Annotated in this window: 14 protein-coding genes and 1 pseudogene; 6 read left to right on the top strand and 9 right to left on the bottom strand. The window is 73.6% G+C overall.

What is annotated here, in order from left to right:
• Positions 1-75: 75 nt before the first annotated feature.
• The 3 genes from VSR01_RS26970 to VSR01_RS26960 all read right to left on the bottom strand — a co-directional run bounded on the left by VSR01_RS26970 (position 76) and on the right by VSR01_RS26960 (position 3657).
• A complete protein-coding gene (locus VSR01_RS26970; protein ID WP_326453841.1) occupies positions 76-1089 on the bottom strand; it encodes a MoxR family ATPase in 1014 nt (337 codons plus the stop codon).
• Between the two features lie 124 nt (positions 1090-1213).
• Complete coding sequence (locus tag VSR01_RS26965) at positions 1214-1390, bottom strand: VMAP-C domain-containing protein (RefSeq protein ID WP_326451692.1); 177 nt, start codon at positions 1388-1390, stop codon at positions 1214-1216.
• The gene (locus VSR01_RS26960) at positions 1336-3657 is read right to left on the bottom strand and encodes a VMAP-C domain-containing protein (protein ID WP_326451691.1); all 2322 of its coding nucleotides are present in this window, start codon (positions 3655-3657) and stop codon (positions 1336-1338) included. The genes VSR01_RS26965 and VSR01_RS26960 overlap by 55 nt, the downstream gene beginning before the upstream one ends.
• Positions 3658-3940: 283 nt before the next feature.
• Between VSR01_RS26960 and VSR01_RS26955 the strand changes: the two genes are divergently transcribed.
• From VSR01_RS26955 to VSR01_RS26945, 3 genes are all read left to right on the top strand, one after another.
• Entirely contained in the window at positions 3941-4123 is a 183-nt protein-coding gene (locus VSR01_RS26955) for a DUF6104 family protein (protein ID WP_326451690.1), read from the top strand.
• A gap of 111 nt (positions 4124-4234) precedes the next feature.
• Complete coding sequence (locus VSR01_RS26950) at positions 4235-5221, top strand: DUF4097 family beta strand repeat-containing protein (RefSeq protein ID WP_326451689.1); 987 nt, start codon at positions 4235-4237, stop codon at positions 5219-5221.
• A gap of 1 nt (position 5222) precedes the next feature.
• Positions 5223-6302 (top strand): PadR family transcriptional regulator, encoded by a 1080-nt coding sequence (locus tag VSR01_RS26945; protein ID WP_326451688.1) that lies wholly within the window; start codon positions 5223-5225, stop codon positions 6300-6302.
• 44 nt (positions 6303-6346) lie between these two features.
• Here the strand turns inward: VSR01_RS26945 and VSR01_RS26940 are convergent, their stop codons facing one another.
• Positions 6347-7309: a zinc-binding dehydrogenase gene (locus tag VSR01_RS26940; RefSeq protein WP_326451687.1), complete on the bottom strand. Its 963-nt coding sequence runs from the start codon at positions 7307-7309 to the stop codon at positions 6347-6349.
• 113 nt (positions 7310-7422) lie between these two features.
• A complete protein-coding gene (gene sodN, locus VSR01_RS26935) occupies positions 7423-7818 on the bottom strand; it encodes a superoxide dismutase, Ni (RefSeq protein ID WP_326451686.1) in 396 nt (131 codons plus the stop codon).
• 162 nt (positions 7819-7980) lie between these two features.
• Between sodN and sodX the strand changes: the two genes are divergently transcribed.
• The gene (gene sodX, locus VSR01_RS26930) at positions 7981-8394 is read left to right on the top strand and encodes a nickel-type superoxide dismutase maturation protease (RefSeq protein WP_326453840.1); all 414 of its coding nucleotides are present in this window, start codon (positions 7981-7983) and stop codon (positions 8392-8394) included.
• On the opposite strand, the gene VSR01_RS26925 is transcribed toward sodX, so the two are convergent.
• Entirely contained in the window at positions 8289-8927 is a 639-nt protein-coding gene (locus tag VSR01_RS26925; RefSeq protein WP_326451685.1) for a CGNR zinc finger domain-containing protein, read from the bottom strand. The two genes, sodX and VSR01_RS26925, sit on opposite strands and share 106 nt — an antisense overlap.
• Before the next feature lie 80 nt (positions 8928-9007).
• On the opposite strand from VSR01_RS26925, the pseudogene VSR01_RS26920 reads away from it, so the two are divergent.
• Positions 9008-9788: pseudogene (locus VSR01_RS26920) on the top strand (class I SAM-dependent methyltransferase).
• Between the two features lie 58 nt (positions 9789-9846).
• Here the strand turns inward: VSR01_RS26920 and VSR01_RS26915 are convergent.
• The 3 genes from VSR01_RS26915 to VSR01_RS26905 are packed head-to-tail and all read right to left on the bottom strand — an operon-like array spanning position 9847 to position 12566.
• Positions 9847-10599 carry an amino acid ABC transporter ATP-binding protein gene (locus tag VSR01_RS26915; RefSeq protein ID WP_326453839.1) on the bottom strand — a complete coding sequence of 251 codons (753 nt, stop codon included), beginning with the start codon at positions 10597-10599 and terminating at the stop codon, positions 9847-9849.
• Positions 10600-10659: 60 nt separating this feature from the next.
• On the bottom strand, positions 10660-11610 hold the full coding sequence (locus VSR01_RS26910) for an amino acid ABC transporter permease (RefSeq protein ID WP_326451684.1): 951 nt from the start codon (positions 11608-11610) through the stop codon (positions 10660-10662).
• 2 nt (positions 11611-11612) lie between these two features.
• Positions 11613-12566: an ABC transporter substrate-binding protein gene (locus VSR01_RS26905; RefSeq protein WP_326451683.1), complete on the bottom strand. Its 954-nt coding sequence runs from the start codon at positions 12564-12566 to the stop codon at positions 11613-11615.
• A gap of 509 nt (positions 12567-13075) precedes the next feature.
• Between VSR01_RS26905 and VSR01_RS26900 the strand changes: the two genes are divergently transcribed.
• Entirely contained in the window at positions 13076-14320 is a 1245-nt protein-coding gene (locus VSR01_RS26900; RefSeq protein WP_442785553.1) for an NAD(P)-dependent malic enzyme, read from the top strand.
• The last annotated feature ends 212 nt before the right edge of the window (positions 14321-14532 follow it).

Genomic DNA, 14532 nt, shown 5'->3' with positions numbered 1-14532 from the left:
GGGCGGTGCGGCGCGGCGTCGCCGACCGGCTCGTGCGGGTCCGGGCGGGCGCCGGGCTTGTCGGCCATGGCCGCCTCACCTCGGCCGGTCGAGGCGCTGGATGAGCATGTCGGCGAGCCGGGAACGGGTGGGCGGCGCGGCGTGGTGGGTGAGGTAGATGGCGTTCAACAGCTGGTCGGTGGCGAGCAGTTCGCTGCGCGAGCGCTCCAGGAAGCGCTGCACCAGGTCGTCGCCGAGCGCGGCCGCCTCCTCGCCGAGGTGGGCGCGCACCACCGTGGACAGCCGCTCGTGGTCGGGGCGGCCCAGCTCCAGGTGGATGCAGCGGCGCAGCAGCGGCGCGGGGAAGTCGCGCTCGCCGTTGCTGGTCAGCACCACGAACGGGAAGGCACGGCAGCGGATGCGGCCCTCGCGCAGCGTCACCCGGGTGCCGTCGTCGGTCATCACGTCGACCTCGGGCTCGCGCTCGGCCAGCCGCTCCAGCTCCGGGATGCCGAACTCGCCCTCCTCCATCACGTTCAGCAGGTCGTTGGGCAGGTCGATGTCGCTCTTGTCCAGCTCGTCGATGAGCAGCACCCGCGGCCGGGCGGTGGGCAGCAGCGCGGTGCCCAGCGGGCCGAGCCGGATGTAGCTGCCGATGCCGCCGGGGGGCGCGGTCCCGGAGTTGGCCGCGATCTGGGTGTCCTGCAGCCGCGCTATCGCGTCGTAGCGGTAGAGCCCGTCCTGGAGCGCGCTGCGGCTGACGATCGGCCAGTGCAGCACCCGGCCCAGCCCCAGTTCGTACGCGACCGCGTGCGCGAGGGTGCTCTTGCCGGTGCCGGGGCTGCCGGTGACCAGCAGCGGGCGGCGCAGGTACAGCGCCGCGTTGACCATCTCCAGCTCCTCCGGGCTGGGCCGGTGCAGCTCGGCCATGTGCCGGTACGCGCCGAGTCTGCGGGCCGAGGAGCTGTCCGGGCCGGGCCCCTGCTCGACCAGCGGGCCGCCGTCGAAGTCCCGCCAGGGCGGCGGCTCGGGCAGCACGTCTATCCCCGTGTGGGGCTCCCCGGTGCCGCGATAGATGAGCCATTCGCCGGCCCGCTCGGCCTCGGTCATCTCACTCACCTCGATGCCCCTCTCTGCTGCGTCCCCGGGCGGCGGCCCGGGTCCGTGGTTCCGTGCCGGCTGAGCGTGCTCCCCCGGCGGCCGTGCCGGTCCGCGGTCGCCGCCGTCGTGACTGTCATGGCGTCTCCAGCAACTCGTCGGTTCCGGGCAGCGGCCTCGTCGGGTCGTCGTAGAGCAGCGTCAGGCCGTGCGACCAGTACGCCTCCGGCACCCCCGCGGCCACCTTCGCGCGCAGCGTCACCAGGTGGCCGGGCAGCGCGCCGGCGGTCCTGGCGGCGCGCACGGTGCGCACGGCGCCGCGGTGGAAGTCGGCGCACAGCGCCTCGGCGTCCACCGGGTCGCGCCGCCACAGCGCGACCGCGTAGCCGCTGCGCACCAGGGTGTGCAGCACCTCGGGGGCGTCCAGGCCGCTGCGGCACAGCACGGGCAGCGTCTCCGGCGGGCGCAGCCGCAGATCGGCCTCCTCCGGGACCGGGCAGAGCACGGAGTCCTCGCAGTCCAGCACCACGAGGCCGGCGGCGAGCGGTGCAGCGCGCGCCAGCGGCTGTGCCGCTCCTCGGCGACCGCCGGGTCCTCGTCGGCCGGCGGGTCGGTGCGGCGCACCACGATCGGGCGGGCGGCGCCGAGCGCGCCGCCGCCGGGGGCCAGCCGCCAGGCGTCCGCGGCGAAGGCCATCAGGGCGCCGGGGACGGCCAGTTGCAGGGTGGCGGTCCAGCCGGGTTCGTCGCAGCGGCGGAACGCCTCGGCGAGCGGCTCGGCCAGCCGCTCGGGCAGGTCGGCGAAGGCGGTGCCGTGGAAGTCCTCGGCCACGCACTCCGTCTCGCCGCCCGGCGGTACCACGCACACCCGCCAGTCGTAGCGGCCGGGCTCCCAGCCGCGCGGGATGATCTCCAGCAGCGCCTCGGTCCTGATCCGCGGCGCGGCGGCGCCGACCGGACCGGCGGGAGCGCCGAGCGCGCGGGCCCGCAGCCGGGCGGTGCGCTCGGTCAGCAGGGTGGCCCGGAACAACCGGGTCAGCCGGTCGTCCGCGGCGGCCGTCTCCTGGGCCCAGCGGGCGAGTTCGCGCTCCACCACCTCGTCCACCGGAGCGGTGCGTGCGGCGGTGGCGGCCTGCACGGCGTAGCGCAGCACCGACTCCAGCTCGGCGGTGCCGCGGCGCAGGTCGTAGAGCAGGCCGAGGCCGTCGCGCCAGGCGCGCGGGGCGACCGGCAGGCCGTGCACCGGGGCGCCGCGCACCTCGGTGACGATGTCCTGGACGCCGCGCGCGCCGACCGGCGGCGGCAGTTGGGCGAGCATGCCGAGCAATCGGGTGCGCTGGCCGGGGGTCAGCGCGCGGCCGGCCGCGGCGCCGATCTCGCTGTGCGCGTCGGTCCAGGTAAACTCCCCGCCGTGCACGGACTGGTGCTGGTCGGCGTGGTAGAGGTCGTGGGCGCTCATCACCCGGTCGTACAGGTCGCCGTCGGGGCCCGGCAGGTCGGGCAGCCGGCGCAACTGCTGGATGCCGACCGCGAGTCCGCCGTCGTGGCCCTTGCGGCGGGCCTTGACCACGCCGATCACCTCGCCGCGCACCAGGTCGACCACCGGGCCGCCGGACAGGCCGTGCGGCATCTCGTCCTCGTTGCCCAGCCGCAGTATGCCGCCGCTGCCCGCGGCGAGCTGGCCGCTGATGGTGCAGCGGCCGCTGTACGCGACGTGCTCGCCGTCCATCGGCACCCAGCCGAAGAACGCGACCTGGTTGGTGGTGTAGCTCTTGGCGGTGCGCTCGGTGATCCACACGCACGGGTGGTCGACCGGGTCGAGCAGCCGGATCAGCGCGAGGTCGGGCGCGGGCCAGGAGCCGCCGGACGCGGGGGCCGCGGGCTCGGACCACTCGACGACGCCGCCCAGCAGCCGGTCGCCGTAGCCGATCGAGACCCGCGGGCCGGTCGGCGGGGCCGGCACGGTGGGCGCCGGCACGGTGGGCGCCGCGGAGCCCGCGGGCGCGGCGGGGGGCGCGGGAACCGCGGGCACGGCGCCGGAAGCGGAAGGCGAAGCGGAACCGGCGGCGGGCGGGGCGGCCGCGGCGCCGGGGCGCGGGGCCGGACCGGAGCCGGCGGCCGGCGCCGGGCGCGGGATCGGGCCGGGCAGCGGGCGCGGCACCGGCGGCGTGGCCGCGGAAGGCGTGGTGGAGCCGAAAGGCGGCGTCGACGGCGGCGTCGGCGCCGAGGGCGGTAACCCCGCGGCCGGCGGCACCGGCCCGGCGAGCGGGGTCGCGGGGCCGAACGGGGTCGGGGGGCCGAACGGGCGGCCGGCGGCCAGGTCGGGGCCGGCGTCCGCCGGGCGCGGCCCTCCGGAGCCGGGTGCGCGCGGAACCGGGACCGGGCCGCGTCCGTCGCCGCGGGCCGCGCCCTCCAGGGCGACGTGGGCGCAGGTCAGCACCCAGCCGGGGGCGATGAAGAAGCCGCTGCCGAGCAGCCGGGCGCCGGCGTCGGCGGCGTGGATGCGCACGGTCGCCGCGCTCACCAGCGGGTTGAGGATCTCGGCGGCGTCGGCCCGCGATTCCGGGCTGTCGCCGGGCATCACCGCGCGCCTCCCGGGACCCGTGCGCCGGGCGCCGAGAGCGCCTCCGCAGCCGCCGCCGTCCGCACGCCCTCATTCCCCCCACTGGCCAGGTCCTCCAGAAGGCTAGCCTCCCGCGCGCCGCTCGCGCGAGGCACTTCGGGAAGACGTCGCAGGCACTGCCTATCCTTGCCGGGTACACCTCGTGGGCGCCCGTCGCCCGTCCGTGCGATCTCCGTCACCACCCGTTCACCGCTGTTCCTGCCCGTCCGCCACCCGCCCCACCCCTGTTCCGGAGCAGATCTTGTACTTCACCGACCGAGGAATCGAGGAACTGGCCGACCGGCGCGGCGAGGAGGAGGTCACCCTTGAGTGGCTCGCCGACCGCCTGCGCGAATTCGTCGACCTCAACCCGGAGTTCGAGGTTCCGGTCGAGCGGCTGGCCACGTGGCTCGCCCGGCTGGACGACGAGGACGACGACGAGTAACCGCCGCGGCGCCCGGCGCCGAGGGCCGCTTGACTTCCCCGGCACGCGATATATCGTGTCTTTCAGTAGACGCGATATGTTGCGTTGCGCCGTAGCCGAGGAGGGGCACCCATGAGCGGCACGTCGGAGTGGTCGGTCACCGAACCGGAGAAGATCGTGTGCGACGGGCCCGTGGACACCCTCTCGGTGCGCCTGGTCAACGGCGCGGTCAACGTGGTGGGCGTCGAGGAGGGCCCCGCCCGGGTGGAGATCAGCGAGATCGACGGCCCGCCGCTGAAGGTGCGGCTGCACGGCTCCTCGCTGACCGTCAGCTACGACGACCTGCCGTGGAAGGGCCTGCTGAAGTGGCTGGACCGCAAGGGCTGGCAGCGGCACGCGGTGGTCTCGCTGGCGGTCCCGGCGCGCACCCGGGTCGAGGTCGGGGTGGTCGGCGCCAACGCGGTGGTCTCCGGCGTCACCGGCGCGACCACCGTCAAGGGCGTGAACGGCGACACCACCCTGGTCGGGCTGACCGGGCCGGTGCGGGCCAGCACGGTGGCCGGCAGCGTGGAGGCCCAGTCGGTCGCCGGCGAGCTGCAGTTCAGCACCGTCTCCGGCGACCTGACCGTGGTCGAGGGCAGCGGCCCACAGGTCAAGGCGGACTCGGTGAGCGGCAACATGGTGCTGGACCTGGACCCCTCGGCCGGCGCCGACGTGCGGCTGACCACCGTCTCCGGCGAGATCGCCATCCGCATCCCGGAGCCGGCCGACGCCGAGGTGGACGCCAACACCACCAGCGGCAGCGTCTCCTGTGCCTTCGACGAGCTGAAGGTCACCGGCCAGTGGGGGGCCAAGAGGATCACCGGGCGGATGGGGACGGGCGGCGCCCGGCTGAAGGCCACCACCGTCTCCGGGGCGATCGCGCTGCTGCGCCGACCGCCGCTGGAGGACGTCGACCCCGGCCTCGACGCGGACGGCCCCGCCGCCGGCCCGGAAACCGGAGCCGGCCCGGGAACGGGAACAGGCCCGGGAACCGGCCCCGGAACCGCGCCGGACCCGGACCCGTCGCCCGGTCCCGGCCGGGCCCCCGGCGCCGGCTCCCTTCGGAAGGACGTCTGACATGCCCCCCGTCTTCGCGCACGGCCGTCTCCGGCTCTACCTGCTGAAGCTCCTGGACGAGGCGCCGCGACACGGCTACGAGGTGATCCGGCTGCTGGAGGAGCGCTTCCAGGGCCTGTACGCGCCCTCGGCCGGCACCGTCTACCCGCGGCTGGCCAAGCTGGAGAAGGAGGGACTGGTCAGCCACTCCACCGAGGGCGGCCGCAAAGTCTACGCGCTGACCGACGAGGGCCGTGCGGAGCTGGCCTCGCGCGCGGCGGAGATCTCCGGTCTCGAACGGGAGATCCGCGAGTCGGTGTCGTCGCTGGCCGCGGAGATCCGCGAGGACGTCCGCGGCGCGGCGGGCGACCTGCGGGCCGAGGTGCGGGCGGCGGCCCGGCAGGCCAGGACCGCCCCCGGGCCCGACGACGCCGAGAACAGCAAGCAGCGCTGGAAGGAGCAGGCACGGCGGGCCAAGGAGGAGAGCCGGCGCGCCAAGGAGGAGGCCCGCGACGCCCGCCGCCAGGCGAAGGCCGCCCGCGACGCCATGGACAGCGCGCGCGACGAGGTGCAGCGGATCGCCCGGCAGGTACAGGAGCAGGTCCAGACGTACTCCCGGACCGGCGACTGGCAGACCGGGCTGCGCGAGGGGCTGGCCGAACTCACCCGCGAGCTGGGGCAGTTCGGGGCCGGTACGGTCGGCGGGCGGATGGACGCGCCGACCTCCGGCCGGGGCTGGGCGACGACCGCGGCGCACCCGGCCGGGGACGACGCGGGCGCGGCGGCGGGCGGCGACACGGCGCGGGGCGGCGTGAAGGGCGCCGCGGACGCCGGGGCGGCTGCGTCCGCCGGGACCGCCGAAGGCTTCGGCACGCACACGCACACGCACAGCGGCAGGGACACGGACACCGAGGACGCCGAGCCGGCCTCGGGCGATCCGTTCCGCGACCTGGAGCGCCTGCTCGACCGCTTCCGGGACGACGTGCGCGACGCCGCCCGGGACCACGGCGTGGACGACCGCCAGGTCCGCGAGATCCGCCGCCGCCTGAAGGAGACGACCGCCCACGTGGTCGCGACCCTCAGCCGGCGCGGCGAACACTGACGGCGCCGCGCCCCGCGCCCCCGGCGGCTCAGCGACTCAGGTGCTCAGCGCGTGAGCACGATCTTGCCGAAGACGTCCCCGGCCGCGAGCCGTTCGAACCCCTCGCGGGCGCGCTCCATCGGCAGGACCGAGTCGATCACCGGCCGCACGCCGGTGACCGCGCAGAAGTCGAGCAGTCCGGCCAGCTCCTCCTTGGTGCCCATGGTGGAGCCGACCACCTTCAGCTCCAGGAAGAAGATCCGGTTCAGCTCGGCGGCGGGCGGGTTGACGCCGCTGGTCGCGCCGGAGATCACCAGCGTGCCGCCGGGCCGCAGCGACTTCACCGAGTGCGACCAGGTGGCCGCGCCGACCGTCTCGATCACCGCGTCCACCCGCTGCGGCAGCCGCGCGCCGGGCTCGAAGGCGCCGTGCGCGCCCAGGTCGAGCGCCCGCTTGCGCTTGGCCTCGTCCCGGCTGGTGGCGTAGACCCGCAGGCCCGCCGCCCTGCCGAGGACGATCGCCGCGGTGGAGACGCCGCCGCCGGCGCCCTGCACCAGGACGGAGTCGCCGGGCTTGACCCCGGCGTTGGTGAACAGCATCCGGTAGGCGGTCAGCCACGCGGTGGGCAGGCAGGCCGCCTCCTCGAAGCTCAGCTCCGCGGGCTTGGGCAGCAGGTTCCAGGTGGGCACGGCGACCTGCTCGGCGAAGGTGCCCTGGTAGCGCTCGGTGAGGATGGAGCGCGGCTCCTTCGGGCCGACGCCGTGGCCGCTCAGTCCGATCACCGGGTAGACGACGACCTCGTTGCCGTCCGGGTCGGTCCCGGCGGCGTCGCAGCCGAGGATCATCGGCAGCTTCTCCTGGCCGAGGCCCACCCCGCGCAGCGACCACAGGTCGTGGTGGTTGAGCGAGGCGGCGCGCACCGTGACGGTGCTCCAGCCCTCGCGTTCCTCCGGGGCCGGCCGCTCCCCCAGCTCCAGTGCGGACAACGGCTGTTCGGCATCCGTACGCGCGGCGTAGACAGCAAACATGGCCCGACCCTACGGCCCCTACCCGCGGGTACGGAACCGCCCCGCGGTGTGACGCACACCGCGGGGCGGACCCGACGCGCCCCGCGCCGGCGCGGGGCCGGCGCGGAACCCGCTCACGCCTTCTTGGTCTCCCAGAAGATCTTGTCGATCTCGGCGATCAGGTCGAGGGCCTTCTGGCCGGTCGCCGGGTCGTTGGAGGCCTTGGCCGCGCTCAGCGCCTTCAGCGTGTCGTTGACCAGCTGGTGGAGCTGCGGGTACTTCTCGAAGTGCGGGGGCTTGAAGTAGTCGCTCCACAGCACCGACACGTGGTGCTTGGCGAGCTCGGCGCGCTGCTCCTTGATGATGATGGCCCGGGTGCGGAAGTCCGCGTCCTCGTTGGCCTGGTACTTCTCCTGGACCGCCTTGACGGACTCGGCCTCGATTCGGGCCTGGGCCGGGTCGTACACGCCGCAGGGCAGGTCGCAGTGTGCGCTTACCTTCACCTTGGGCGCGAACAGGCGAGTGAACATGGCTGTCCTTCCTCGTGATCGTCTTTCAGGTGGGACATTACTCCCTGGACGAGTCGTTTTCTCGGGTGCCCCAGGTGGCTTAGGCCAAAAGTCTGGTGTCACCCTGGGGGCGGTGGAGAAACGAGCCGGGAGGCACAGGATGCGGGAGCAGGGGCCGGCAGGCTGTCGTGGCAGGTGGTCGAGGTCACCGGTCCGTCGATGGCGCCGACGCTGCTGCACGGTGACTGGCTGCTGATCCAGCGGATCAGCAACGGTTCCGAGCAGGTACGGGAGGGGGACGTCGTGGTGCTGCGGCATCCGCTCCAGCAGGATCTGCTGATCGTCAAGCGCGCGGTGGAGCGTCGTGAGGGCGGCTGGTGGGTGCTGGGCGACAACACCTTCGTGGAGAACGACAGCCGGGAGTTCGGCACGGTGCCGGACGAACTGGTGCTGGCCAAGGCGCGCGGCCGGTTCCGGCAGGCCCGCGAGGTTCAGCGCTCGCTGGCCGGGGTCGCCTCCTGGGCCTCGTGGGCGGCGTCCTGCGTCAGGCCGCTGCGCGCGGACCGCTCGCTCTCCAGGCGCTTGCGGGCGCGGTAGGCGGCCACGTTCGCACGGGTCGCGCAGCGGTCGGAGCAGTAGCGGCGCGACCGGTTGGTCGACGTGTCGACGTAGGCGTTGCGGCAGGGCACGGCCTCGCAGATGCCCAGGCGGTCGGCGCCGAGCGTGGTGAGCTGGAAGGCCAGGCCCATGCAGGCGGTGGCCGAGTAGCCGGCGGTGGCGTTGGCCGCGTGGTCGGCCAGGTGCATGTGCCAGTCGGGGCGGCCGTCGGCGTCCAGGTGGTCGTGGCCGGAGATCTGCGGGCTGACCGGGAACTCCAGCATCAGCTGGTTGAGCAGGTCGACCGCGCGGACCTGGTCGCCCTCGTCGGCCGCCTCGAACACACCGCGCAACCGGGTGCGCACCGCCCGCAGCCGGGCCACGTCCGCCTCCACCACCCGCGCCGCGCTCTGCGTCCCCGGCCCGAACAGCTCCCGCGCCGCCTCCACCGAGGTCAAAGCGTCGGTGCCGCGGTCCGGCTGCTCGCTGTTGACGAGACGGACGGCGTACTCCGAGTAATAAGCCAGTTCCACTTGTGGTCCTTACGCGACGCGGTCTAGTCTCGGTAATGCCCAAAGCTACGTCCAGGGTATTACGAATCGGAGGACGACGTATGCCTGCGGTGACACCTGACGCCCGGCCCGGCCGACCCGGCTCCGACTGGCGGATGTGGCAGCAGAGCTGGGACCGCCAGCAGGAGTGGTACATGCCCGATCGCGAGGAACGCTTTCGGGTGATGCGACATGGTCGAGGCGACCGTCGGCGACACGCCCACCGTACTGGACCTCGCCTGCGGGACGGGCAGCATCACCGACCGGCTGCTGACCCGGCTCCCCGGGGCGCGCAGCACCGGCGTCGACCTCGACCCGGCGCTGCTGGCCATCGCGGAGGGCACCTTCGCAGGCGACCCCCGCGTCGCCCTGGTCACCGCCGACCTGACCGCCCCCGACTGGACCGCCTCGCTCCCGCACGCCCGCTACGACGCGGTGCTGACCGCGACCGCCCTGCACTGGCTGCGCGCCGAGCCGCTGCGAACGCTGTACGGGCAGCTGGCCGGCCTGGTCCGCCCCGGCGGGGTGTTCCTGAACGCCGACCACATGCCGAGCCCCGCCACACCGCGGATCAACGCGGCCGAGCACGCCCTGCGCCACGCCCGCATGGAGCAGGCGAAGCGGCAGGGCGCGCTGGACTGGGCGCAGTGGTGGCAGCTCGCGGCGGCCGACCCGGCGCTGGCCGGGCCCACCGCCGAGCGCTTCCGGATCTACGGCGAGCACGCCGAGGGCGAGACCCCGCCGGCCGACTGGCACGTGCGGACCCTGCTCGACGCGGGCTTCGCCGAGGCCCGCACGGTGTGGTCCTCGCCGTCGGACGCGATGGTGCTGGCGCTGCGCTGAGCCGGGTGGGCGACGCGTCGCGCGGTGCCGCCCGCGGCGGCGGCACCGCGCGAGGCGGTCACAGCACCTTGGACAGGAACGCCTTGGTGCGCTCGTGCTGCGGGTTGCCGAGCACGTCGCGGGGGTGGCCGGACTCGACCACCACACCGTCGTCCATGAAGACCAGGGCGTCGCCCACCTCGCGGGCGAAGCCCATCTCGTGGGTGACCACGATCATCGTCATGCCGTCCTCGGCCAGGCTCCGCATGACGTCCAGGACGTCGCCGACCAGCTCGGGGTCGAGCGCGGAGGTCGGCTCGTCGAAGAGCATCAGCTTGGGCTCCATGGCCAGCGCCCGCGCGATGGCCACCCGCTGCTGCTGCCCGCCGGAGAGCTGGCTGGGGTAGTTGCCGCCCTTGTCGGCCAGCCCCACCCGGTCCAGCAGCGCCTGCGCGCGCTCCCTGGCCACCGCCTTGGTCTCCCGCTTGACCTGGACCGGGCCCTCCATGACGTTCTCGATCGCGGTCATGTGCGGGAAGAGGTTGAAGCGCTGGAAGACCATGCCGATGTCACGGCGCTTGGCGGCCACCTCGCGGTCGCGCAGCTCGTACAGCCGCCCGCCGTGCTCGCGGTAGCCGACCAGCTCGCCGTCGACCCAGAGCCGGCCGGCGTTGATCTGCTCCAGGTGGTTGATGCACCGCAGGAAGGTGGACTTGCCCGAGCCGGACGGGCCGATCAGGCAGAACACCTCCCGCGGCGCCACCTCCAGGTCCACGCCCTTGAGGATGTGCGCGGCCCCGAAGGACTTGTGCACCGCCTCGGCCTTCACCATGGGCTGGGCGCCGGACGCGGTGCCGGCCGCCTTCGGGGATCCTGTCGAGTCGCTCATCGCTCAGGCCGCCTTCGGTCGCCGCAGGGTGGACAGGTTCGCCTTGACCTTCTGCCACGGCGTCAGCGGCAGGGTGCGCAGCGAACCCCGTGCGTACCGCCGCTCCAGGTAGAACTGGCCGACGCTGAACACGCTGGTCAGCGCGAGGTACCAGATCGAGGCCACGAAGAGCATCTCCATGACCGCGGTGGTGTCGCTGCCGATGTTCGACGTCGCCCGCAGCAGCTCGGTGTACTGCACCACCGACACCAGCGAGGAGGTCTTGAGCATGTTGATGAACTCGTTGCCGGTCGGCGGGATGATCACCCGCATCGCCTGCGGCAGAACGATTCTGCTCATGGTCCGCGCGCCGGTCATGCCGAGCGCGTGGGCCGCCTCGGTCTGGCCCTCGTCCACCGACTGGATGCCGGCCCTGACGATCTCCGCCATGTACGCGCCCTCGTTGAGGCCGAGGCCCAGCAGCGCGGCCACGAACGGCGTGATGACGGCGACGGTGTTGTTCTTGTACAGCGGCATCAGGTTGATCACCGGGAAGATCAACGAGAGGTTGAACCACATCAGCAGCTGCACGTACACCGGAGTGCCGCGGAAGAACCAGATGTAGAGCCAGGCCACCGCGCCGGTCACCGGGTTCTTCGACAGCCGCATGACCGCGAAGAGCACGCCGAGCACCAGGCCGAGCGCCATCGAGCACACCGAGATCAGCACGGTGTGCCAGGCGCCCTTCATCACCGTCTGGTCGAAGAGCTTGTCGCCGACGGTCCCCCACAGGATGTTGCCCTGCGAGAACGCGTAGGCCAGCCAGCCCAGCAGCGCCACGACCACCACGGCGCTGACCCAGCGCCCGTAGTGCCGCACCGGCACCGCCCGGATCGCCTCGTACGGGGTGGTGGCCGCCGCGGCGGGCGCCGCGTCCCGCGGGCCCGCCGGGTTCTTGTCCAGCTTGCCGGCCACGGTCAGGAGCCGCCGTTGAGGGTGACCGTCTTGATGGCGCCGCTGGTGGCGTTCCACTTCGCCAGCACCTTGGCGTAGGTGCCGTCGGCGATGATCGCGTCCAGCGCCTCCTTCAGCGCGTCGCGCAGCTGGGTGTTGCTCTTGTCCAGCGCGATGCCGAAGGGCCCGGCGTCGGCCGGGGAGCCGGCCACCTCGAAGGCGCCGTTGGACTTCTGCGCGATGTACGCGGCCACGGGCGTGTCGTTGAGGTCGGCGACCGCGCCGCCGGCCTTGACTCGGGTCTGCGCCTCGGCGTCGGTGTCGAAGGGCTGGATGGTCAGGCCCTTGGCGCCGCACGCCTTCTTCTGCTTGTTGAAGGCGTCCTGGTAGATCGTGCCGCGCTGGACCGCGACCGTCTTGCCGCACACGTCGGCCAGCGAGGTGATGTGCTCCGGGTTGCCCTTCTTGACCAGCAGCGAGGAGCCGGACATGTAGTAGTCGACGAAGTCGACGCCCTTGCCGGTCTTCTTGCCCTTGTCGTCCAGTCCCTGCTGGCGGGCCTTGGTGTCGCTCATAGCGGACATCACGATGTCCTCGCGCCCGGTGTAGAGCGAGGTGATCAGCCCGTCGAAGGTGCCGTTGGTGAACTTGAACTTCACGCCGAGCTGCTGCGCCAGCGCGTTGCCCAGGTCCGGGTCGATGCCGACGATCGTCCCGCCCTGCGTCTGCTCCATCGGGGCATACGAGGCGTCGGTCCCGACGTTGATGACACCGGAGTCCTGGTACTTCTTCGGCAGCTTGGCGAACAGGGGGGCCTGCGACGTGCTGGAAGAGGGGGTCGTCCCGTTATCGGACCCCGAGTCCTTCTTGGTCTGGTCACCGCACCCGGCCAGCACCAGGGCGCCGGCGACCGCGAGTGCGGCGACCGCGGCGAGCCGCGAACGTGGGGTGGTACACCGACTGGTGCCTGCGGTCATCGCTGTGTCCTCCTGCGAGACGAAGGTGGTGCAGGGCCGCGCGGCCTGGAATGCGTCTTCGAATACCGCCACGCTGTGTGATCTGTGCATCTTGCCATCCGGACAGCCCCCGACAGGGTCGCCGTTGTGTCAAAATCGGATAACGGGCGATCCCCGGGCACCCACCCCGCCGGTCCACCAAGGCCGGATCGCGGTGGAGCGTGCCCTATATCACGGCCATCACGGACGTCACAGCCGTAACCGACGTCACCTTCCGCACCACATTCCGTTCGGCACCCGGATGGTCTTTCCGGTAGAACGGTTCCTCACCCCTCATCCCGGGGCCCACGACGCGCGTGCGGCGCGTCAGGCGTCCGGCTGCCGCCGCGCTCACTCTCATCCGGCGGCCCAGGCGCCAGCCCACCTCCCCCCGTCCGCGCGCTGCGCCGTTCCCGCGAGCGGCGCGGTTGCCGCACCTGCCGCGGCCGGGTGGAGCACTCTCCCTCAACATTCCGACAAAGGGGTCACACGTGGCAACGGAGATCGTCAATCCACTGAGCGACATCGCTGATCCGGCCGATCCGGCCGGTGCGGTCGACGCCGATCCGGTCGATCCGGTCGATCCGGTCGATCCGGTGTTCGCGCTGCACCGCGGCGGCAAGCTGGCCGTCGCCGCGACCGTGCCGGTGCGCGACGCCGACGACCTGTCGCTGGCCTACACGCCGGGCGTCGCCCAGGTGTGCACCGCGATCGCCGAGCGGCCGGAGCTGGTCCACGACTACACCTGGACCTCCCAGGTGGTCGCGGTGGTCACCGACGGCACCGCGGTGCTGGGCCTGGGCGACATCGGCCCGCGGGCGTCGCTGCCGGTCATGGAGGGCAAGGCGATCCTGTTCAAGCAGTTCGGCGGGGTCGACGCCGTCCCGATCGCGCTGGACTGCACGGACGTGGACGAGATCGTGGAGACCGTGGTCCGCCTCGCGCCGTCCTTCGGCGGGATCAACCTGGAGGACATCTCCGCGCCCCGCTGCTTCGAGGTGGAACGCCGGCTGAAGGAGCGGCTGGACATCCCGGTCTTCCACGACGACCAGCACGGCACCGCGGTGGTCACCCTCGCGGCGCTGCGCAACGCCGCCCGGCTGACCGGGCGCGCGCTCGGCGAGCTGCGCGCGGTGGTCTCCGGCGCGGGCGCGGCGGGCGTCGCGATCGCCCGCATCCTGGTCGAGGCGGGCGTCGGGGACGTCGCGGTGGCCGACCGCAAGGGCGTGGTGCACGCCGGCCGCGACGACCTCAACCCGGTCAAGCGGGAGCTGGCGTCGTACACCAACAAGGCCGGCCTGACCGGTTCGCTGGCCGACGCGCTGGCCGGCGCGGACGTCTTCATCGGCGTCTCGGGCGGCACCGTCCCCGAGGCCGCGGTCGCCACGATGGCCGAGGGCTGCTTCGTCTTCGCGATGGCCAACCCCACGCCGGAGGTGCACCCCGAGGTCGCGCACCGGTACGCCGCGGTGGTCGCCACCGGCCGCAGCGACTTCCCGAACCAGATCAACAACGTGCTGGCGTTCCCCGGCATCTTCGCCGGCGCGCTCCAGGTGCGCGCCTCGGCGATCACCGAGGGCATGAAGCTGGCCGCCGCGGAGGCGCTGGCCGCGGTCGTCGCCGACGAGCTGGCCGCCGACCGGGTGATCCCGTCCCCGTTCGACCCGCGGGTGGCGCCCGCGGTCACGGCGGCGGTCGCCGCGGCAGCGCGGGCGGAGGGCGTCGCGCGGCGCTGACGCTCCTGCACGGCCGGGCGCGAACCCGCGCCCGGCGCTCCGATGGCCGAGGCCGCCCGGCGCGCTCCCCGCGGGGAGGACGCCGGGCGGCCTCGGCCGCGCCGGGGTCCGCAACCGGGCCGGGCTGGGCCGCGCCGGGGTCCGCAACCGGGCCGCGCCGGGGTGCATGGGGGTGCGCCGGGGGGCGCGGAGGTGCGCCGGATTCGCGGCGG

It is taken from the genome of Actinacidiphila sp. DG2A-62 (assembly GCF_035825295.1).
Lineage (GTDB): Bacteria > Actinomycetota > Actinomycetes > Streptomycetales > Streptomycetaceae > Actinacidiphila.
This window is presented reverse-complemented; position numbering and strand designations above follow the sequence as displayed.